Origin of the sequence: Enterobacter cloacae complex sp. ECL72, assembly GCF_019056635.1 — a bacterium.
In the GTDB taxonomy this organism is placed as follows: domain Bacteria; phylum Pseudomonadota; class Gammaproteobacteria; order Enterobacterales; family Enterobacteriaceae; genus Enterobacter; species Enterobacter hormaechei_C.
In genome coordinates, this window is the sequence record NZ_CP077659.1 from 927,939 (window position 1) to 947,928 (window position 19,990).

Consider the following 19,990-nt stretch of genomic DNA (forward strand, 5'->3'; position numbering starts at 1 on the left):
TTGTCACTTATAGGCGAGAGTGATGGTTGCTACGGTGTTGGCGGGGCCGGGCGTCACCACATCGCTGGTCTGCTCGTAGCGAACCTGAAAGGGGATATCCAGCGTTTCATTGGCAACGGCCTGGCTTTGGGTGTTGACGTAGGAGTCAAAGGTCGCGATATGGTCATCAAACAGCATTCTTACCCCGACGCCCCTTGCCATGCCCGTCTGCTTCGTCAGTTTGATCACTCCCTCAAATGCCGTTTCGTACCCGTTAGCACTGGTGATTTTTAGCTCAGGCTGAACGGTTGTGTCACAGTTAACGGTGATATTAAACGTCTGAGCGGGGCTGGATAAAAACCCCACGCTCATAAAATCACTGACGGGAAAATCGCCCAAATTAACGGTGAGATTTTTTGGCGAAACAGAGCAGGTGACCTGATGCAAAATGACGTTACCTGCATACGCAATATGATTAGGGCTGCCGATCCCTTCATGGCCAAAAACGCCAATGCCGAATTCGGTCTGAGACTGCACCAGCGTGCCGGATGTCACGGCGTCGCTTGTTTTCACCAGTTCAAGCGTGACGTCAAAGTTAAACGACTGTGTGCCATCGGTAGAAACATAGGCAACAGGCGTTCCGCGTGAATCGCACTGTACTCCGCCGGCTCCGCTGATTCGCTGACCCTGATCGTTCATTAGTGCGACCCCAATTCCCGGTACGCCGGAATCATAAACGCCCCTGAGCCCAGGAATTTCCGCGCCGGTGCCGTAGTAGCAGGAAACAATTTCCAGACCGCTGTCGATACTCTGATCGCAGTGCCCGGCAACATGAACGCTTTGCTCTGTACCCGGGATAGTTGCGCCAACGGCCAGCGTCGTGGGGACAGAGATGGAGGCCACGTTAATCATTTTGGGCAGATCCGGCGTGGTGCAGGTCGCCTTCGCATGCGGCATAAATAACGCGGCGGTTCCCAGAACCAGTAAGAAAAAGCACTGTTTAATCATTTGCATAATCGTTAGCCTGAACGGTAATCAATGACACTGCGCGGCAGCGTTAATGATGCTGGTTTTCTCTTTCTCATCCGTTAGCGCATAGTCAGCGACGCAGTGCTCGCTCACCTCCTTTCCCCAGGAAACGTTGAGATGCCCTTGCTGTGGAAGACCCGAGAGGTAAGTCTGGCCGTCATTTCCGACAATAAATTCGCTGTCCTTATCCCCGGTGGTGACCGTTGCGCCGAAGGGCAGCGGTTTACCATTTTGTGTAAGCGTCATCAGGACGCGATTACCCACGCGGGTAGTAAAGCTGGCGCGCACCACGGCCCCTCGGGTCGGCGTCACGATCTGCGCCGCGTGGGTGACGTCGGCATCCTCCGGCAGCGTTTCGGTATCCAGTGCGATGGTGTTATGGCGATACGCGGTCACGAACGGCACGACGGTATAGCCGCGGAAGTCAGTCTCCACGCCTGTCTGGTTGGTGATATGGGTGCCGTGCGTACCTGGCGCTTTCACCAGCGCGATGGTTTCACCGAGCGGCTGGCTCAGGGTTACCCCGTTAGCGTGGGCCACCACGCCGCCCTGCAAACCGACGTTCAGGGTCTGCTGATACTTATCCTGACTGACGCCTGCGCTCACTTCGCCGTAGGTCGCTTTGTAATCGGCGTTGATGCTGGTGGAGTTACCGCTGCCGGTGCTGCTGAGCCCTTCCTGGATATTCCAGTTCAGGTTGTCTTCTTTCAGGGCCGTACCGTTAAGACCGATGTTCTGCGTGGTGCCATCTTTGGTGTTGTTCAGGTTGTACGTGGCCCAGGTGTTATGCATCCAGCGATCCAGCGGAACCGAAACGCTCAGCGAGAACTGGTTGTCGTTTGTTACCTCATTACCGTCTTCATCGCTGTCGTGGGTGTTTTTGTTCATGCTGTAGCTGAGGCTGTAGCTCACGCCGTGCCAGCTGTTGTTGTAGCTGACGCTCAGGGAGGTCATGTTCTGGCTCTGGCTCCAGTAAGTTTCCTTCACCATGCTCAGCGTCACCGACCCCCAACCTTCTGGCAGCGTCTGGTCAATGGTGGCTTCTGTACGGGCGCGGCGCTGCTGGGGAGCAGACCAGTCGTCGGCGCGGGTATACGACTCCATAGTGTCGTCCAGGGTATAAAACCCCTTGCTGTTATAGCGATAGCCCGCAAGCGAAAAGTTGGTGCCTGAACCGGCGAAATCTTTGCTGTAGCGTACGCGCCACGACTGGCCCTTGCTGGTCTGCTGTTTTTTCAGCAGGGCTCTGGCGCGGGTCACGTCAATGGAGAACGCCCCGAGATCGCCCATGTTTTTCCCGGCGCCGAGCGCCTGGGACTGATAGTGGCTGCTCTGCTGCACGCCGCCGTAGGCCGTGAAGCCGTGAGGTAAACCGTAGATGGCGCTTCCCTGGGCAAACGGGGTCTTTTCAACGTCTTTGTCATAAGAGCGATAACGCCCGGCGGTTACGCTGTAGCGCAGGTTTTTTTCACGCTGCAATACCGGCACGGAGGCAAACGGCACCACGAAATGACTTTCGCTGCCGTCAGTTTCTTTCACCGTGACCTGGAGGTCGCCGCTGCTGCCGGTGGGGTAGAGGTCGTTAATTTCGAATGCGCCCGGCGCGACCGTGTTCTGATAAATCACGTACCCGTTCTGGCGGACCATCACCAGCGCGTTACTGTGGGCGGTGCCGCGAATAATAGGGGCATAGCCTTTTTCGCTGTCCGGCAGCATGTCGTTGTCGGATTTCAGCTCCACGCCGGTGTAGGGGACGCTGTCAAAAACGTCGGAAGGTGAGGTGCTTTGGCCCACCGTCACGTCACTTTTCATTGCCACAATATCGCGTTGCGCATAGGTATAAACGGAGGTGAATTTCTGTTCCTCCTCGTGGCCCGTGGTGCTGCGATTCCAGGTGGAGTAGTTACGAACGCGCCATGCCCCGAGGTTGAAGCCGGGACGCAGGTTAACGTACTGGCTGCTGCTATCCTCTTCACCCTGCTGGCGCGCATGGCTCTGGCTGGCGTTGACGCTGTAATTAAGCAGGCCCGCGTTGATCCCTTCGTCAAACTCTTTCGGGTCGATGTAACCGCGTGGCACCTGTCCGAGCGCCTTTTGCGGAATGCTCAGCAGCAGCTGCTGATTGCGCACGCGAAAGGTCGCGGATGCCGAAGGGATGGCGTGTAGATCGGCGCATTGACCTTCTGCCCTCAGCTGCGGATATTTTTGCGTTTTGATCCCGAGGCTCTTTAATTCGTCCAGTGTAAAACAAGGCTGAAGCGTGCTGGTGCCCTGCGGATCTTTAACTACGTTAAAGGTCACGTCACGGGTATCAATTTTATTGTTATTGATAAATACCGCGACCTGATATTTACCTGGCGCCTGACCGGGACCTTTTTCATAGACAGACAGATCGGTCTTTTCCTGCTGCGGGTTATCAATGTCCAGCAGGGCAGGGTTAAAATAATCATCAGCCAAAACCTGCTGCGCAAAGATCGCCATTGCCAGGCAACAAAAAGTCATCAGCAATGACGAAAATCGGCAGGTGAACGGCTTTTTATGGCGGTACATGATGATTTTATTACCGGGCAATATTATTAATGAACGGGTTTAGACCATGTCTGGCTGATGCTGCCGTAATCCGTAATAATGGAATACACGACGGTCGAGCCTCCGACATTGCCAGGTAAAGCAAAATGCGTTTCAGTTTTCGGCACAGCCCAGGTGGCTTTCGTGATTTTCTGACCATTCAGGGTGACGGCCTGAAAATTCATATAGAAAGGCGTGGGATTGTTCACCACTAAATCATTCCCTTCGCGATGCCATTCAAGTTTATCGGCCATATCTTCTGGTTTGCCTTTTACCGCTGACGGGCGATAGAGCAATTTAATTCGGGTGTTAATGGCAATTTGCAGCGTATTTACGCCTTCAACCTGCTTTGAGGAAGGGATCGCTTTAATATTCAGCCAGTACAGAGATTCCCTGTCTTCCGGTAAATTTCCTCCCGTACGCACCACGCGTAGTACGTTATCTTCTTTCGCATCCAGTCGGAAAAGCGGCGGGGTGATCAGGAACGGGGCTTTGGCCAGGTTTTTACCGCCGGAATCGACCCAGGACTGCACCAGATAATCCGTGGTATCTGGGTTTGAAAGACCAAGAGATGATTCCTTTTTATCTCCCTGATAGACCAGACGGGTGCCATTGATCACGACACCCGCCTGTGCCGAGGCTGCTACCAGTAAAAGAGTGCTCAGTAAATAACCGTGGCGCATAAAGATTTCTCAATAAAAAGATGAGATATTAATGCCCGCAAGAGCATTAATATCTCAGGATTGATAAGATCAGTTATAAATAACGGTGAAGGTCGATACAGAGTTAGCAGGGCCCGCAGTAACTGCCGCCTGAGTTTGAATATAACGCGCACCGAACTCCAGGTCGTTAACCTCCGTTCCGGAGGCTAAAGGATATTGCTTCGAAGGGGTATACAGAGTGACAGGCTGCCCGGAAGCATCCATTAGCTGAATAGCTACACCAGTAGCCGCATCGGTATCGGGCGTTAATGCCAGCGTGGCATTATTATCCGCATCCGGGGTACCACCGAAGTTAATCGCAGCCGAGGTTACGGTTTCCGGACAATTGGTTAACTTAATATCAAACTTCGTGAGTGTGCTGGTAGAGCCTGCGCCGGTAAATACCGTTTTAGATACTTTTCCTAACTGAACATCTAATGGATTACTTAATCCATTCACGACCTGGCAAGCAGAATCGATAATTTCTCCGGTGAAATTAATCTGCCCTTCACCGTTGGTTGCCGCAAATGCGGATGCAGAACATCCCACCGTTGTGGCGATAAACAACCCTAATGCAACCTTGTTCATAGTAAATCCCAATGTGTTACTGGCAAAAACGTTGCCTGGAAGTTTTTACCGTTGACCCTTAATAACTTTCCGATGTTTATTTAATCAAAAAAAGGGCAGGTACGAATCTTTAGTTCCAATCACAAATAATGCAAATAGTGCTTGAGTTTATTTTTTTACCTGAAAACAGCAGGTTGATAATGATCACAAAACACTATCGGGTGCGTGTTCATCGGGCTATATTGTTAACAAGATGATGCTGTCAGGAGAAATGTCGTGGATTACCGCAAAATTATCAAAGAGGTAGGGCGTGGGAAAAACCATGCTCGCGATCTGGATCAGGAAACGGCCCGTGCGTTGTACACGCATATGCTGAATGGCGACGTGCCGGATCTGGAAATGGGCGGCATTCTGATTGCGCTGCGCATCAAAGGGGAAGGTGAGGCGGAGATGCGCGGTTTTTATGAGGCCATGCAGTCGCAGACGATGCGTTTAACCCCGCCCGTCACGAAGCCGATGCCGATTGTGATCCCGACCTACAATGGCGCGCGTAAGCAGGCAAACCTCACGCCGCTGCTGGCTATTCTGTTGCAGAAACTCGGTTTCCCGGTGGTGGTGCATGGCGTGAGCGAAGATCCGACGCGCGTGCTGACAGAAACCATTCTGGAATTATTAGGCATCGAACCCACTCTCCATGCTGGCCAGGCGCAGGCAAAGCTGGAGGGGAACCAGCCGGTCTATATTCCCGTGCGCGCGCTCTGCCCGCCGCTGGAAAAGCAGCTGGGCATGCGCTGGCGCATGGGGGTACGTAACAGCGCCCATACCCTGGCGAAGCTGGCGACGCCGTTTGCCGAAGACGCCGCGCTGCGTCTTTCCAGCGTCTCCCATCCGGAGTACGTGACGCGGGTCGGTCAATTCTTTGCCGAAATCGGCGGGCGAGCGCTGCTGATGCACGGGACTGAAGGGGAGGTTTACGCCAACCCGCAGCGTTGTCCACAGCTGATGCTAATTGAGCCTGCCGGGACGCGGGTCGTGCTGGAACGTGGGGAAGAGAACAGCGATGTGATCCTGCCTGAGTCGAAAGATCCGCAAGTCACCGCGCACTGGATCGTACAGTGTCTGGCCGGAAAGGTGCCGGTTCCGCAGTCTATCAAGCTGCAAATGGCCTGCTGTCTGCTGGCGGCAGGGGAAGTGGCGTCTGTGGACGCCGGGTTGCAGCGCGTGGCGCAGTCTTTTTAAGCAAAAAAAAGCCCGTCCAGTGGCGGACGGGCAAACAAGGGTAACAACAACAGGGTCAATGAGGGTTGGAGCATCTCACCAGAGGGTAGGGTGAGGGTGGAGCATAATTCGTTCGATTACTTGTAGATAACCGCAGTACCGCTCAGTTTGTTATTACCGTTAGTGGAGGTGATGGTGTATCCACTTGCGCCGGCAGCGGCAGCTTTTTCCGCCAGTTTGGCTTCCAGACCGTCCAGCGTGGTCGCGCCTTCAGCACTCACCACCCCGATTTTGTTCAGATCCTGTGCCTGAGTAGAGGAGACTGGCTCTACGGCGAAAGCGCCGAAAGACAGAGCGGACAGGGCAACAGCGGCAACAGCATATTTGATGGTTTTCATAGGTCAATTCTCGCAGGTTATTCTGTTAAGGGGACGATGTTCCGTCGATGTGATAAGTATCACGGTTTTTAGTGGAAGATAAAATCGAAGAGAATTGACGTGGTTGCTCAAAAAAATTGAATGACAAATAACTTATTGATTATTAATAAATTCAGAAGCGCAATTGACATTTCTTGGGGATGCGCTTTACAGAAGCCATCGGAAGGGCACGTTTTGCTACGCGTTTCGCTAAAAGTCGTGAGCGTAAAGTAAACGGCTGGCGCGGTTAACTTCGGTAAAGGAAAGTCAACGTAACTGGCTGTCTTTCGATCCTCTACGATTATATCCTGAATGTGCCGCATTTTTTGAATCTTTCTCCTGCTGACAGGCAATGCATAGCCGTACGCCAGGAATGGCTTTACGCCGTGCTTCAGGAATCGGATCCCCGCATTCTTCGCATTCCGTCAAACTTTCGCCGCGCGGAATTTCACCGCGAGCACGCGCGACCGCATCTTCAATGGTACTGTTGATCTGTTCGTTAACGGCGTCGTCATTCGCCCAGCCGGAAGCCATCATGTTCTCCTGATCTGTTTAAGCCATTCATCTTAATATGGGGTTAAAAAACGCACAGTCAAGGCGAAGGAAGGAAATGAGAACTGCATCTGCCTGGCAGATGCAGTGTGGGAAAAGAGGGCGTTATTTATAGATGGTCGCGGTGCCGTACATATGGTTATCGCCACCGGCGGCGTTCACCACGAAGCCTTTAGCCCCTTCCTGACGCGCTTTTTCGGCCAGCTTGTCCTGAAGGTCATCAAGGTTGCTTGCCCGGCTGACAGAGACCGTCCCGGCCGCACGTAGCTGGCTGGTGTCGTTGCTGTCGGTCAGAGGTTGAACGGACCAGGCTGAGAACGATGCGCCTGCCAGCGCACCCGCAATAATAAAGGTCAGATACTTTTTCATAATCACATCCTCAGGGGAAACAACAGGTGATTCCTCTTAAGTTTAGAAGCCTGACGCGCGTGATTTAGCGCAAAAATTTGATGATGATCTGCTTATTTTTTGAACGATAAATTCTGACAATTTGCTGACAGATCATAGACATACAGGTTGCTGATTTTCGTCGGTTTTTTGTGCAGCGCAGACAGATATTTACCCCCGCGCCGTCACAGGGTATCTTACGCGGCTGTCTAAAGGAGAATGCCATGACTTCCCAAAAGCCGGGATTGCACCCGCGTAACCGCCACCGTAGCCGCTACGACATGAAAGCCCTGTGCCTGAGCTGCCCGGAATTGCAGGATTTTATCGTTCAGACACCAGCCGGTGAACCGTCGGTAAACTTTGCCGATCCGCTGGCGGTTAAGACGCTGAACAAAGCGCTGCTGGCCCATTTTTATGGCGTTACGCACTGGGACATCCCGGATGGCTTTCTCTGCCCACCGGTGCCAGGACGTGCGGATTATGTCCATCATCTTGCCGATCTGCTGGCGGATGACAATGGCGGCGTGGTGCCGAAACAGGCCACCGTGCTTGATATCGGTACGGGCGCGAACCTGATCTACCCCCTGATAGGCGCACATGAGTACCAGTGGCGGTTTACCGGCAGCGAGATCGGCGCCGAAGCCTTCGCCAGCGCGCAGGCCATTATCAACGCTAACCCGGGGTTAAGCCGGGCCGTTCGTTTGCGTCGTCAAAAGGATGCCGCTGCTATTTTCAACGGCATTATTCACAAGAACGAACAATATGATGCCACCCTGTGCAACCCGCCCTTCCACGACTCCGCCGCCTCCGCACGTGCGGGAAGTGAACGCAAGCGGCGTAACCTGGGCCAGGCTGAAGACGGCGCGCTGAACTTTGGCGGCCAGCAGCAGGAGCTGTGGTGCGAGGGAGGGGAAGTGGCATTTATTTTGCGCATGATTGCCGAGAGTAAGGGCTTCGGTCGTCAGGTGAAATGGTTTACCACGCTGGTCTCCCGCGGCGATAACCTGCCGCCGCTTTACCGCGCGCTGACCGACGTCGGCGCGGTGAAGGTAATCAAAAAAGAGATGGCGCAGGGCCAGAAGCAGAGCCGCTTTATCGCCTGGACCTTTATGGACGATAACAAACGCCGCAAATAGCCCCCCATCGCAGGCCGGGTAAGGCGAAGCCGCCACCCGGCTCGGTTACAGCGTCGGCTCTTGCGGAGGGAGCGGCGAAGCGGGCGGCGATAATACCTGATACGTCTGCACCGGCGCTCTCACGTTCGCCAGATCGAAGTGTTTTTTCACCATGCTGTCGAGGGCGAAGCGCACCGTCCACTGCTTCAGCGGCTGGGTGGTGAACGACACGCGCAGGGTAAAGGCAGTGTTCGTTAGCCCGACGATGCCCGCGAACGACGGTTCACCAATCACCAGCCCGCGAATATCCTCCATCTCCATCAGTTCGCTCACCGCATCCCGCAGCGCCTGCTTCGCCTTATCTGCATCCTCATGACGATCGACATCATAATTCGCCACCACCGAACCAATGCCGCGCACAAAGTTGGCAAAGGTGGTGATCGATGACCACGGAATAATGTGGTACGCGCCGGTATCCTGACGTACGCCGACGGAGCGAATGGACATCCTCTCCACCGTGCCGGTGAGCGGTCCGATGGTCACCAGATCCCCGGTGTTCATCCCGTTCTCAAACTGGATAAAAATGCCGGTGATAATATCCTTCACCAGCGTCTGCGAACCAAAGGAGATCGCCAGCCCCAGGGCACCGGCACCCGCCAGCAGCGGGGCGATATTCACGCCGATTTCCGACAGTACAATCATGATGGTGATGGTGCTGATGATCACCGCCAGCGCGTTGCGGCACAGGGTCAGCAGCGTGCGGGCGCGGGCGCTCGGCAGCGGCCTGCCGTGGACATCCGACACCAGACGGTTTTCGATAAGGCTTGCCAGCAGCGTCCAGCCGACGGCGGAGAAGAACAGGATCAGCGCGATACGAATAAGAATATCAACGGTCTTTTCCCCCGCGCCGTTATGCAGCCAGTTCCAGAAATCAAACAGCCCCCACGCGTTCAGCAGCAGCATAATTGCCACGCAGACCGTCAGAATACGCGCCACCTTCAGGGATACCGTCATCCAGCCATTTACCCGCTTTTGCAGTTCCGGGTAGTTACGCTGAACCTGCGGCGACAGGGTGATCGTTTTCGACAGCCAGCGGGAAAGCAGGCCAGAGACAAAGGCCGCGATGCCGATAATCGCCAGGCTTTTGAACGTCGCCCCCATCATAAATTTCAGGCTATTGCCCGGATCGAACAGGGAGAAGAAACAGAGCACAATAAAATAGGCGCTGGCCAGCCAGTGCCACACCAGCGCAAAGGCGCGAATAAAGAGGCTGAAAAAGGAGAGGGAGCGATCGGCCAGGTGCAGCAGGCTGTCGGTGATCGCTTTTTTATTGTGGAAGATGAGGTACAGCGCCCAGACGGTAATGCACAGCATGATCAGCACGTTCGCCAGCGCCCCGAACTGCACGTTAACCTGGTTGGAAATAATCGGCACGGCAACCAGCAGGCCATAACCGATCAACCCGCTCAGCACGCTGAGCCGCACCGCCCAGTATTTGGCGCTCTGATCCGAAATGGCGAAGGGGCGAAGGTCCGGCACGCGCGGGCAGAAGATCAACCGCAGGAGGGCTTTAAAGAACTCAATCAGGGCAAAGGCATTGAGGAACAGTGCCTGCTGAAACGCGATGGTTTTGTTTCCGGTATTAAGTCGGTCGGCCAGCATCTGGCCGACAAACAGCGTCAGGGCCAGCAGCAGCAAATCGATGACAAACGCCCCGGTAATCATTGCCGGAAGATGCAGCCAGCTGCTTTTATGCTGATTCTTTTTGCGTCCCCACTGGCCCATTTTCCGGTAAAGCGGCCAGACAGACAGGCGCAACAGCCAGTAAAAAATGAAGACGGCGCCAGCCAGAATAGCAAACTGGGTGGCGGCTGCGGAAAAGGTGTGAGGATTAAAAGGCTTATGTGAGGTGCCAACCAGGTTGCGATAGAGCTGGGCAAAACGCGACGACAGGGCTTCCCCGTAGCGGCGACTGATGTCGGTGACGTTTTCCAGCACCGTTTTTTCTTCTTCGGCTTCCGGCGGCGCAATAGCAGGAACCGGATCCTGAGGCGGCGTGGCGGCCACCTTCCTCAGCTGATCGATCAGCTCCTGTCGGGACGTGTCGTTCTCAAGCACGTCGGCCAGCGCGCCGTAGGCGGCTTTTTTCTTTTCAGCGTCTGGCTCTGGCGGCGCATTTTGCTGGGTGGCGGTGGCTCCGGTGGTAACGCCGGGAAGGGTTACAGCAAGTGATGGCGCGCTAAACAGGCTAAACAGTAGCAACAGGATCCACGGCACGGCGTCCTCCGACAAAAATATCGTGCAAAATGATAAGTATAGAGCGCGGGGAGCGGAGGGGAGTTTTTGGGAACAATCCGGCGTAAAAAAGCCGGGCATGCCCGGCTCTGGGTGTGGCTATCAGGAGACGTGTTGCAGGAACTCCTGGAGGCGCTGGCTTGGTGGGTTCGCAATCAGCGCCTGCGGATTCCCGTCCTCCGCGATACGGCCCTTATCAATGAAGATCAGACGGGACGCCACCTTTTCGGCAAAGCCGATTTCGTGGGTAACGATCACCATCGTCATGCCTTCTTCCGCCAGATCCTGCATAACTTTCAGCACTTCGTGACGCAGCTCCGGGTCGAGTGCCGACGTTGGCTCATCGAACAGCATCATCTTTGGCTTCACCGCCAGCGCACGGGCAATGGCCACGCGCTGCTGCTGGCCGCCGGAAAGCTCGGAAGGATAGTGGTGGGCACGCTCCGCCAGACCAACCTTCGCCAGCAGATCTTTTGCCAGCGCTTCCGCTGCCGCTTTGCTGGCCCCGCGCACGCGCAGAGGACCAAACATCACGTTTTCCAGCGCCGTGAGGTGCGGGAACAGGTAGAACTGCTGGAACACCATGCCCGCTTCCTGGCGGATCAGGCGCTCGTCCACTTTCGGATCGTTAACCTTCAGACCATCGACGATCAAATCGCCGCTGGTAATCTCCTCAAGCTTGTTAATGCAGCGCAGCAGGGTGGATTTGCCGGAACCGGACGGCCCGATGATCACCACCACTTCGCCCTGCCTGATGTTCAAATCGATATTGTGCAGCACCTGGGTTGGGCCAAAGTGCTTGGAAACGTTTTTAAATTCAATCACAGGATTTTCATCCTTCTTTCAAGACGACGCAGAACAAAGCTCAGGACAAGCGTGATAATCAGATAGACAACGGCGACCGCACTCCAGATTTCCAGAGCGCGGAAGTTACCCGCGATGATCTCCTGGCCCTGACGGGTCAGTTCGGCCACGCCGATAACAATAAACAGCGAGGTGTCTTTAATGCTGATGATCCACTGGTTACCCAGCGGCGGCAGCATGCGGCGCAGCGCCAACGGCAGGATCACGTGACGAATGGTTTCGCGACGGGAAAGACCTAACGCCAGGCCGGCTTCGCTGAAGCCTTTATGAATCGACAGCACCGCACCGCGGGTAATTTCCGCAATGTAGGCGCCGGAGTTGATCATGATGGTGACAACGGCGGCGCTGAACGGGTCGATGCGCAGGTCGGTGAAGGCCATCGGCAGGGCGAAGTAGATGAACATGACCTGCACCACAATGGGGGTGCCGCGGATCACTTCGATGAAAACCAGTGCGATGTGGTTTGCAATCCAGCCGCCGTAGGTGCGGGCGAAACCGGCCACCAGACCGATAATCAACCCGCCAACCAGACCGAGGACCGAAATCCACAGGGTCATTTTAGCGCCTTCAAGCAAGAGAGGAATGGCAGGCCAGATGGCGCTCCAGTCAAACTGCATGATGTATTCCTGTATACCGTGGTGAAAAACAAAAAACGTAGGCCCGGTAAGCGGAAGCGCCACCGGGCGTTACAAACCTGAAGTCAGGTGAAATTATTTAGGCTCGGTACCGAACCATTTTTTGTAGATTTCGTTATAGGTGCCGTTCTCTTTCAGGGTTTTCAGCGCGCCGTTAACTTTGTTACGCAGGTCGTCGCTGCCTTTCGGGAACGCAATACCGTACTGCTGAGCTTCCAGGGAATCACCTACCGCTTTGAACTTGCCATTACCGGCGGTTTTGATGAAGTAAAGGATGTTAGGCGTGTCGTGCAGCACCGCGTCAGCGCGGTTGGTGCCCAGTTCCATGTAAGCGTTGTCGATGTTCGGGAACTGACGCAGGTCTTTGGTTTTGATGTTGGCTTTCGCGTAATCAACGGAGCCGGTGCCGCTCTTCACGGCGACCACTTTACCGTCGAGATCTTTCACGCTTTTCACGTCGTTGTTATCCGCTTTCACCATCACCAGCAGGCCGCTTTTGTAGTAGCCGTCAGAGAAGTCGATGGCTTTTTTACGCTCTTCGGTAATGGTGATGCCTGCCAGCGCCAGGTCAACGTTTTTGGTTTGCAGTGCCGGGATAATGCCGCTGAAATCCATTGGCTTCAGGGTGTAATCCAGTTTGAGTTCTTTTGCGACAGCGGCCCACAGATCCACGTCAAAACCAACGTATTTATCACCCTGTTTGAATTCAAACGGTACGAACGCCGTGTCAGTCGCCACAACCAGTTTGTCGGCAGCCTGCGAGGACACCGCAAACGCCAGGGTAAGTGCAGCCAGTGAAACTTTTAATACAGACTTCATAGCATTTCCTTTTATATCCACGGGGCGATCCCCTGCGAGAACCTCAGGCACAATGAAAAAATCGTGCCAATTTTACAAGCTGTTGTTTTGCAAAGGGGATGATGTCACGCATTGCACAAAAAGCGTGGCAATTCTGCCAGGTTGCACCAGAATGGAGCACCGTTTTGGTGCGCTTCGTTAAGGTCTTCTGACAGGGGGATATTTAGCGCAGAATCTGACGAAAAAACAATCTTCCGTTAACGGTTGTGTGAGGTGATAATTACATTTTATTCACTTTTGCGGCCATTGCGGGCAAAAGTGCGCACCATAAATGTGCAAAACCCCCGCCAGGGGCGAGGGTTATTCGGACAATCCGCAGGGATTATTCGATGTTGGACTCGATGAACCACAGGAACTGATCCAGGTCGCGTGATGCGGCAGTGAAGATATCAGCGGTATCTTCATCTTTGGCTTCGCCAATCGCTTTACGAACATCGTTCGCCACAATCGCATAACGATCCGCCAGCTCTTTCAGGTGATCCTGAACGGTATGGATATCCAGCGGATAGCTTTTCAGTGGCGTTTTGCTGTTGATCACCTGTGTGGTACCCAGTGCCACGCCACCGAGCTGTACGGCGCGTTCGGCCATGGTATCCAGGTGAGTCACCAGTGCTGTGCGGAAGCCATCCAGCATTTCATGAACGGCAATAAAGTTTGCACCGCGCATATTCCAGTGGGCCTGTTTGGTGATCAGCGAAAGATCGATGAACTGGACCACCTGGCGATTCAGCAACTCGATGGTCGCTTTTTTATCGCTATCCGATACATCGTTACGGGTATAAAGCAGATTAGACGCTTTCGTTTTCACCAGTTTAGCGGTACTCATAATCTCATATCCTCTTGATGTTTGTGTCCCAGGTAATTACGGGACTAAGTATAGCACCGGATTTTTTCTCTGCGATTTGGCTCTGCCTATTGGTTTAATAGTGAAAGGAAGGTTGTATTCTCAATCCTTTGAAAAATAAGTGTTTTATTTAAATTGATGCAGATCAATCTTAATTCGTTTTCCCGGAAGGCGAGCAGGTGAAATATTTTGGCAATATGAGAGAGTTTGTAAGAAATTATTTGAGCTACTGACGTGGCGTATATTCTGCATGGCGGGTTAGCCATGCAGAATTTAAGGCTTAGTTGAGGTCTATTTTTTCCACTTTAGGTTCCGGACGCATGGTCAGGGTGGAGCCCATTGACGCCGCGATAATGGAACAGAGCGCCAGCGTTTGTACCAGGGTCAGGGTTTCACCGAGGAAAATCATTCCTGAGATGGCGGCCAGCGCGGGCTCCATGCTCATGAGCGTACCAAAAATGCGTGTGGGCAGGCGCGTCAGGGCGATCATCTCCAGAGAGTAGGGCAGCGCCGTGGAGAGAATGGCAACCGCCAGCCCAACCGGCAGGATTGACCATTGCCATATTGAGTCTGTCGCTTGTGCCATTCCAATCGGGACAAAGATAACGGCGGCAATTAGCGAGCCTAAGGCGACCGTCGCGGGGCCGTGCTCTTCCCCCGCACGCTGGCCAGTGAGAATATACACCGCCCAGCATGCCCCCGCGCCCAGCGCCAGAGCTGCCCCTGTCAGATCGATTTGTGAAACGCTTTGCCCGAGCGGCAGCAGGAACCATAGCCCCAGCACGGCCAGTACGACCCAGATAAAGTCTACCGGACGACGAGAAGAGAAGAGGGCAACCGCCAGCGGGCCGGTAAATTCAAGCGCGACCGCGATCCCCAGCGGGATCGTCTGAATAGAGAGATAGAACATGTAGTTCATCCCTCCCAGCGCCAGCCCATAAAAAAGCAGTGGCAGTCGCTGCTCCTTTTTAAACCGTAGCCGCCAGGGTTTAAAAACAACCACGAGGATCAGGGTGCCTAATGCGATACGCAGCGCCGTGACGCCGGGCGCACCAACCAGCGGAAACAGCGATTTTGCCAGCGACGCGCCGCTTTGTATGGACATCATCGCGATAAGTATGACTGCCACCGGCATCCAGACCGACGATTTACGAGGTAAACCTGGCATCCTTTCTCCTGTCAATTTATGTCAAATGAGGTAAAAGTCGCAGTGTAATGGAAATAAGCTGCAACGGTTGAGCTACTGTTGAAAAAAATCCAGGGAAAATCCGTAAAATGAGAAAACGTTGATGATTTTATCGCCCGAAAGATTAGGAATAATCTGGATGAACTAAATGGCGATGACGCGCACTATTAGCATTTACAGGTGAAAATCTGGAGTTATTTGAACGAGATAGCTGGTGCTGGAAATGTTCTGTTACAGGAAAGGTCGCATTAGACATCGTGAATGACAAAGAGTTTCACAGAATTTTTTGATATATTTAAAACTTACGGACTTACTTGAAGCACATTTGAGGTGGTTATGAAAAAAATTGCATGTCTTTCAGCACTGGCAGCTGTTCTGGCTGTTTCCGCAGGTACCGCTGTAGCGGCAACTTCTACTGTAACCGGTGGTTACGCTCAGAGCGATATGCAGGGCGTGATGAACAAAACCAACGGTTTCAACCTGAAGTACCGTTACGAGCAAGACAACAACCCGCTGGGTGTGATCGGTTCTTTCACTTACACCGAGAAAGATCGTACTGAAAATGGCTCTTACAATAAAGGTCAGTACTACGGCATCACCGCGGGTCCTGCTTACCGCCTGAATGACTGGGCAAGCATCTACGGTGTTGTAGGTGTTGGCTACGGTAAATTCCAGCAGACCGAAAACCAGGGTCTGAACCGTACTGCAAGCAACAGCGACTATGGTTTCTCCTATGGCGCAGGTATGCAGTTCAACCCAATCGAAAACGTTGCTCTGGACTTCTCCTATGAGCAGAGCCGTATCCGCAACGTTGACGTTGGCACCTGGATCGCGGGCGTAGGTTACCGCTTCTAATCACTTCGGTGAGCCAGTAAAAAATCCGCCCAATGTGGCGGATTTTTTTTGTTTGTACCCTCTCCCCGTGGGAGAGGGCCGGTGAGGGCATCAGCCCGCACGAAACGGCAGAAATTACTTACTCTTAATATCGAAAATATCCGTCCCAAGATGGTTATAGTCGACTTTCTGTAACTTAAAGTTGGTAATGTAAACTGGCGGGCCCTTCTTCCCGGAGATAAACGGGTAATCATTTTTTATCTCTTTCGCCTTAATCCCCGTCCATTGTGAGAAGAATTTCAGGAAATCGTTCGCGGAACGGCGCGCTTTGATGATGCGATGCGTTTTGTCATCACTCGACAGCACCATAAACGGTACCTGGAAGTTTTGCTGGAACTTGTCATCGTGTGCCAGATACTGCACCTGTTTACCGCGCTCCTTAAATGCCAGACCGTGGTCAGAGAAATAGACCATCGAGAAGCTGTCGCCGCTGTTGCGCAGCTGTGCGTACAGCTTGCTGAGCAGATCGTCGGTTTGCGTCATGGTGTAGAGATAACACGAGGTCTCTTTGGATTGCACAAACTCCGCATATTTTCCCCCGGTACGATCGCATGCCTGCGGGTGTGACCCCATCAGGTGCAGGACAATCAGCTGCGGCTGGGTGCGCTGAGTAGCAAAGACCTGCGCCGTCATTTTTAGCAACGCTTCATCTTTTGTGTTTTTATCGGCTTCGAAATCACCGCTTTTCAGGAACTGTACCTCGTCGGCACGCTTCGCGATGCTGGCGATGGCGGTATCATACTCGCCGATCTGTCCCTGGTTAGAGAACCACCATGTCTGAAAACCTGCCCGGTTGGCCAGGGTGACAAAATTATCCTGAAACTGCGGTTTTCCATCCACCACGCGGTTGAGCGTCAGACCGAGTGATTTCTGCGTCGAGCCGCTGGCCGCCACGTAGTCGGTAAACAGCGTACCGTTAACGGCGCTGGCAAACGGCGTGTTATCCCAGTGACCGCCAAACGCGCCGAGCGCATCGCGACGCGCGCTTTCACCGATCACCACCACGTAGGTGTGATACTTCGGTTTCACCGCCAGCACATTCCAGGTGTCTTTCATGGTGGAAAGCTCGGCCATACGCGCCTGCTCGTCGAGCACTTCCTCGTTATTCACCACCACGTCTTTGACGAAGCGAAACACCGGATACCCGGTATCTTTAAGCTTAAACACGCCGCCCCAGGCCAGATTTTGTACCGGTGCAACAAAAAACGTCACCACGCTAAAGGCCAGGCACAGGCTTTCAATTTTACCCCATGCCTTTTTCCCGACGGGCTTACGACGAACCGCAATCACGCCGAGGGCAAAAATGAAAAGGCCAACCACGTAGTTGTACCACGGAAAGATCGTCAGGATCTCTGTGGACTCTTCCATATTGGTGGAGTGGAGCGCCAGCAGAGTATTAAAGTTCGGCGCGCCATAGGCCTGGCCAAACGGGAAATAGGCGGCAGCAATCAGAGAACAGATCCCGATAAGCACTTTCTGCACGCGCGGTGCGCTTCGCCAGAGCAGGTGAAGAATACAGGTGAATCCGACGGCATAAAGCAGGCTAAAGGGGTAGCCAAGAGCAAAGTTAATCAACAGCGATTGCAAAAAATAGAATCCCGTCCACGGGCTTAAGGCCCGGCTGCGGGTAACAAGTGTATCAATCAGGGTTACGTTCATAGATCACTATCACGAAAACGCCATGTGCTCACCCTGGCGTCAAGGGTCAAAGCCTGCCGGACAGTGCGTGGAAAGGGAATGAGAGGTCCGCTTCAGCGAGCCGCAAATTGTGCAGGGCTGCAAGAAGATAGTGCGAGCGTGAATTAAGGTCAACAGTTGCTAAACAGATGTTTTGCGAAGGGGGCTGCAAATCCGCAAAAATAATCGGGAACAGGCCAGTTTACAACGTAAGTGTGACGGGAAAATGAAGCGGCGTACCGCGACGCCGCTTAGTGGGAAGAATTGTCGTCCTGCTGCGGTTTGGCGTTAAACATATCGCACAGCATGTTCAACAGCATCAGGCGCACTTTAAAAGGAGAGTGGGTAAACACGTTCATACACCTCTTGAATTCATTCATAAGACCTCCTGATTCATGATCCCTTCGATCCGTGAAGGGTGACTGCATTACATACAGATATAGCACAGGCTATATTGTATAGCTATGGCTAATTCGTTAATTTTTTGTGCTTGTAGAGCTATGGTTTACAATGTGCGCTCCGTTACAGGGCGCTGGAAGCGTCAACCCCATTGAGGAAGCACAATGAACCGTCGCGCAGGTAAGCCAACAACAAAAAAAACGACGCAACTGGTGAACGTTGAAGAGCATGTGGAAGGCTTCCGCCAGGTGCGTGAGGCGCACCGCCGGGAGCTGATTGATGATTATGTCGAACTGATCTCTGATCTGATCCGTGAGGTTGGAGAAGCGCGCCAGGTGGATATGGCCGCACGCCTTGGGGTGTCGCAGCCAACCGTTGCAAAAATGTTAAAACGTCTGGCGTCGGTCGGGCTGATCGAGATGATCCCCTGGCGCGGGGTGTTTCTCACCGCTGAGGGCGAAAAGCTGGCGCAGGAGAGCCGCGAGCGCCACCAGATCGTCGAGAATTTTTTACTGGTGCTGGGCGTCAGCCCGGAAATTGCCCGTCGGGATGCCGAAGGTATGGAACACCACGTCAGTGAAGAGACGCTGTTGAAGTTCCGCGAGTTTACGCTCAAATACGGTCCCTCCGCTGAATGAACATCCCCGGCTTGCAGGCCCTGAAACGCGATCGCTTTTTCCATCTTTTACTGATCACTGGCGTTGGGCTCAGCGTCTTTGTGCCCTTCACGCCGCACACCTGGCCGGCGGCCATAGACTGGCGCACCATTATTACTCTGAGCGGTTTGATGATGCTCACCAAAGGCGTGGAGCTGAGCGGCTATTTTGACGTGCTGGGGCGCAAAATGGTGCGCCGCTTCGCCACCGAGCGCAAGCTGGCCCTGTTTATGGTCTTTTCGGCGGCGCTGTTGTCGACGTTTCTCACTAATGACGTGGCGCTTTTTATCGTGGTGCCGCTTACGCTCACGCTGCGTAAGCTGTGCGAAATACCGGTTACCCGTCTGATTATCTTTGAAGCGCTGGCCGTCAATGCGGGCTCGCTGCTCACGCCTATCGGTAACCCGCAGAACATTCTGCTGTGGGGACGCTCCGGCCTGTCGTTTACCGCGTTTACCGGGCAGATGGCGCCGCTGGCGCTGGCGATCGTGGCGTCGCTGCTGGCGGTGGGCTGGTTTGCTTTCCCGAATAAATCGTTGCAGTACCACAGCGGTACAACCGGCCCCCAGTGGCAGCCGCGTCTCGTCTGGAGCTGCCTGGGGCTGTATATCGTTTTCCTTATCGCGCTGGAGTTAAACCAGGCGCTGGCGGGCGCGCTGCTGGTGGCGTGCGGCTTCCTGTTCCTCGCCCGGCGGGTGCTGGTGAGCGTTGACTGGACGCTGCTGCTGGTGTTTATGGCGATGTTTATTGACGTCCATCTCCTGATCCAGCTCCCTGTATTGCAGAACGTTCTCCATAGCGTCAGCGGTCTGTCACAGCCGGGATTATGGCTGACGGCGATTGGTCTCTCGCAGGTGATCAGTAACGTGCCGTCCACCATTTTGCTGCTTAACTATGTTCCCCCAACGGTACTGCTGGCGTGGGCGGTCAACGTCGGCGGCTTTGGGTTGCTGCCTGGCTCGCTGGCTAACCTCATCGCCCTGCGGATGGCCAACGATCGCCGCATCTGGTGGCGCTTCCATTTATGGTCAATCCCGATGCTGCTCTGGTCAGCGGCGGTGGGTTTCGGACTATTCCTTCTCATATAGTGCGCAATTTGTCAGTTTTTCCTGGCAAATGTATAGCAACGTCCTAGCTTTAGTGAACGGCA

General features: G+C 53.9%; 20 protein-coding genes. 5 read left to right on the forward strand and 15 right to left on the reverse strand.

The window, feature by feature from the left end:
* Positions 1-3 precede the first annotated feature (3 nt).
* The 4 genes from KTH07_RS04410 to KTH07_RS04425 form a co-directional block, all read right to left on the reverse strand.
* Positions 4-993, reverse strand: coding sequence for a fimbrial protein (locus KTH07_RS04410; RefSeq protein ID WP_017384925.1), 990 nt, complete (start codon positions 991-993; stop codon positions 4-6).
* 21 nt (positions 994-1,014) lie between these two features.
* On the reverse strand, positions 1,015-3,558 hold the full coding sequence (locus KTH07_RS04415) for a fimbria/pilus outer membrane usher protein (protein WP_148103716.1): 2,544 nt from the start codon (positions 3,556-3,558) through the stop codon (positions 1,015-1,017).
* A gap of 26 nt (positions 3,559-3,584) precedes the next feature.
* Complete coding sequence (locus KTH07_RS04420; protein ID WP_017693767.1) at positions 3,585-4,259, reverse strand: molecular chaperone; 675 nt, start codon at positions 4,257-4,259, stop codon at positions 3,585-3,587.
* A 69-nt stretch (positions 4,260-4,328) separates the two neighbouring features.
* Positions 4,329-4,865, reverse strand: a complete 537-nt coding sequence (locus tag KTH07_RS04425; protein ID WP_023303332.1) for a fimbrial protein — start codon at positions 4,863-4,865, stop codon at positions 4,329-4,331.
* Between the two features lie 255 nt (positions 4,866-5,120).
* Here KTH07_RS04425 and ybiB point away from each other — a divergent pair, with 255 nt between their 5' ends.
* Entirely contained in the window at positions 5,121-6,083 is a 963-nt protein-coding gene (gene ybiB / locus KTH07_RS04430; protein WP_023303333.1) for a DNA-binding protein YbiB, read from the forward strand.
* 116 nt (positions 6,084-6,199) lie between these two features.
* Here ybiB and ybiJ read toward each other — a convergent pair whose 3' ends face one another.
* The 3 genes from ybiJ to mcbA all read right to left on the reverse strand — a co-directional run bounded on the left by ybiJ (position 6,200) and on the right by mcbA (position 7,399).
* The gene (ybiJ, locus tag KTH07_RS04435; RefSeq protein WP_003858474.1) at positions 6,200-6,460 is read right to left on the reverse strand and encodes a DUF1471 family protein YbiJ; all 261 of its coding nucleotides are present in this window, start codon (positions 6,458-6,460) and stop codon (positions 6,200-6,202) included.
* A 285-nt stretch (positions 6,461-6,745) separates the two neighbouring features.
* On the reverse strand, positions 6,746-7,012 hold the full coding sequence (locus KTH07_RS04440) for a DksA/TraR family C4-type zinc finger protein (protein ID WP_017693765.1): 267 nt from the start codon (positions 7,010-7,012) through the stop codon (positions 6,746-6,748).
* A 123-nt stretch (positions 7,013-7,135) separates the two neighbouring features.
* Positions 7,136-7,399 (reverse strand): DUF1471 family periplasmic protein McbA, encoded by a 264-nt coding sequence (gene mcbA / locus KTH07_RS04445; RefSeq protein WP_003858470.1) that lies wholly within the window; start codon positions 7,397-7,399, stop codon positions 7,136-7,138.
* 242 nt (positions 7,400-7,641) lie between these two features.
* Between mcbA and rlmF the strand changes: the two genes are divergently transcribed.
* Positions 7,642-8,553 (forward strand): 23S rRNA (adenine(1618)-N(6))-methyltransferase RlmF, encoded by a 912-nt coding sequence (gene rlmF, locus KTH07_RS04450; RefSeq protein ID WP_032620039.1) that lies wholly within the window; start codon positions 7,642-7,644, stop codon positions 8,551-8,553.
* Between the two features lie 45 nt (positions 8,554-8,598).
* On the opposite strand, the gene ybiO is transcribed toward rlmF, so the two are convergent.
* The 6 genes from ybiO to rhtA form a co-directional block, all read right to left on the reverse strand.
* Positions 8,599-10,809 (reverse strand): mechanosensitive channel protein, encoded by a 2,211-nt coding sequence (gene ybiO, locus KTH07_RS04455; RefSeq protein WP_032620037.1) that lies wholly within the window; start codon positions 10,807-10,809, stop codon positions 8,599-8,601.
* Positions 10,810-10,929: 120 nt separating this feature from the next.
* A complete protein-coding gene (gene glnQ, locus KTH07_RS04460) occupies positions 10,930-11,652 on the reverse strand; it encodes a glutamine ABC transporter ATP-binding protein GlnQ (protein ID WP_006809503.1) in 723 nt (240 codons plus the stop codon).
* Complete coding sequence (gene glnP / locus KTH07_RS04465) at positions 11,649-12,308, reverse strand: glutamine ABC transporter permease GlnP (protein WP_003858462.1); 660 nt, start codon at positions 12,306-12,308, stop codon at positions 11,649-11,651. Before glnP ends, glnQ begins: the two co-directional genes overlap by 4 nt.
* A gap of 93 nt (positions 12,309-12,401) precedes the next feature.
* On the reverse strand, positions 12,402-13,145 hold the full coding sequence (glnH, locus tag KTH07_RS04470; RefSeq protein ID WP_003858455.1) for a glutamine ABC transporter substrate-binding protein GlnH: 744 nt from the start codon (positions 13,143-13,145) through the stop codon (positions 12,402-12,404).
* Positions 13,146-13,506: 361 nt separating this feature from the next.
* The gene (gene dps, locus KTH07_RS04475) at positions 13,507-14,010 is read right to left on the reverse strand and encodes a DNA starvation/stationary phase protection protein Dps (RefSeq protein ID WP_000100801.1); all 504 of its coding nucleotides are present in this window, start codon (positions 14,008-14,010) and stop codon (positions 13,507-13,509) included.
* A 298-nt stretch (positions 14,011-14,308) separates the two neighbouring features.
* Positions 14,309-15,196, reverse strand: a complete 888-nt coding sequence (rhtA, locus tag KTH07_RS04480; protein ID WP_017384917.1) for a threonine/homoserine exporter RhtA — start codon at positions 15,194-15,196, stop codon at positions 14,309-14,311.
* 354 nt (positions 15,197-15,550) lie between these two features.
* On the opposite strand from rhtA, the gene ompX reads away from it, so the two are divergent.
* On the forward strand, positions 15,551-16,069 hold the full coding sequence (gene ompX, locus KTH07_RS04485; protein ID WP_003858450.1) for an outer membrane protein OmpX: 519 nt from the start codon (positions 15,551-15,553) through the stop codon (positions 16,067-16,069).
* 114 nt (positions 16,070-16,183) lie between these two features.
* Here the strand turns inward: ompX and KTH07_RS04490 are convergent, their stop codons facing one another.
* Positions 16,184-17,767, reverse strand: coding sequence for a phosphoethanolamine transferase (locus KTH07_RS04490; protein ID WP_017384916.1), 1,584 nt, complete (start codon positions 17,765-17,767; stop codon positions 16,184-16,186).
* A 269-nt stretch (positions 17,768-18,036) separates the two neighbouring features.
* Positions 18,037-18,165, reverse strand: a complete 129-nt coding sequence (gene mntS, locus KTH07_RS04495) for a manganase accumulation protein MntS (RefSeq protein WP_017384915.1) — start codon at positions 18,163-18,165, stop codon at positions 18,037-18,039.
* 183 nt (positions 18,166-18,348) lie between these two features.
* Here mntS and mntR point away from each other — a divergent pair, with 183 nt between their 5' ends.
* On the forward strand, positions 18,349-18,822 hold the full coding sequence (gene mntR / locus KTH07_RS04500; protein ID WP_015571059.1) for a manganese-binding transcriptional regulator MntR: 474 nt from the start codon (positions 18,349-18,351) through the stop codon (positions 18,820-18,822).
* A complete protein-coding gene (locus tag KTH07_RS04505; protein ID WP_017384914.1) occupies positions 18,819-19,928 on the forward strand; it encodes an anion transporter in 1,110 nt (369 codons plus the stop codon). The genes mntR and KTH07_RS04505 overlap by 4 nt, the downstream gene beginning before the upstream one ends.
* Positions 19,929-19,990 lie beyond the last annotated feature (62 nt).

Excerpts from the sequence above, each read along its gene's own strand:
- KTH07_RS04410 (WP_017384925.1), bottom strand. The coding sequence starts at position 993 with ATGCAAATGATTAAACAGTGCTTTTTCTTACTGGTTCTGGGAACCGCC.
- KTH07_RS04415 (WP_148103716.1), bottom strand. The coding sequence starts at position 3,558 with ATGTACCGCCATAAAAAGCCGTTCACCTGCCGATTTTCGTCATTGCTG.
- KTH07_RS04420 (WP_017693767.1), bottom strand. The coding sequence starts at position 4,259 with ATGCGCCACGGTTATTTACTGAGCACTCTTTTACTGGTAGCAGCCTCG.
- KTH07_RS04425 (WP_023303332.1), bottom strand. The coding sequence starts at position 4,865 with ATGAACAAGGTTGCATTAGGGTTGTTTATCGCCACAACGGTGGGATGT.
- ybiJ (WP_003858474.1), bottom strand. The coding sequence starts at position 6,460 with ATGAAAACCATCAAATATGCTGTTGCCGCTGTTGCCCTGTCCGCTCTG.
- KTH07_RS04440 (WP_017693765.1), bottom strand. The coding sequence starts at position 7,012 with ATGGCTTCCGGCTGGGCGAATGACGACGCCGTTAACGAACAGATCAAC.
- mcbA (WP_003858470.1), bottom strand. The coding sequence starts at position 7,399 with ATGAAAAAGTATCTGACCTTTATTATTGCGGGTGCGCTGGCAGGCGCA.
- rlmF (WP_032620039.1), top strand. The coding sequence starts at position 7,642 with ATGACTTCCCAAAAGCCGGGATTGCACCCGCGTAACCGCCACCGTAGC.
- glnP (WP_003858462.1), bottom strand. The coding sequence starts at position 12,308 with ATGCAGTTTGACTGGAGCGCCATCTGGCCTGCCATTCCTCTCTTGCTT.
- glnH (WP_003858455.1), bottom strand. The coding sequence starts at position 13,145 with ATGAAGTCTGTATTAAAAGTTTCACTGGCTGCACTTACCCTGGCGTTT.
- dps (WP_000100801.1), bottom strand. The coding sequence starts at position 14,010 with ATGAGTACCGCTAAACTGGTGAAAACGAAAGCGTCTAATCTGCTTTAT.
- rhtA (WP_017384917.1), bottom strand. The coding sequence starts at position 15,196 with ATGCCAGGTTTACCTCGTAAATCGTCGGTCTGGATGCCGGTGGCAGTC.
- ompX (WP_003858450.1), top strand. The coding sequence starts at position 15,551 with ATGAAAAAAATTGCATGTCTTTCAGCACTGGCAGCTGTTCTGGCTGTT.
- KTH07_RS04490 (WP_017384916.1), bottom strand. The coding sequence starts at position 17,767 with ATGAACGTAACCCTGATTGATACACTTGTTACCCGCAGCCGGGCCTTA.
- mntS (WP_017384915.1), bottom strand. The coding sequence starts at position 18,165 with ATGAATGAATTCAAGAGGTGTATGAACGTGTTTACCCACTCTCCTTTT.
- mntR (WP_015571059.1), top strand. The coding sequence starts at position 18,349 with ATGAACCGTCGCGCAGGTAAGCCAACAACAAAAAAAACGACGCAACTG.
- KTH07_RS04505 (WP_017384914.1), top strand. The coding sequence starts at position 18,819 with ATGAACATCCCCGGCTTGCAGGCCCTGAAACGCGATCGCTTTTTCCAT.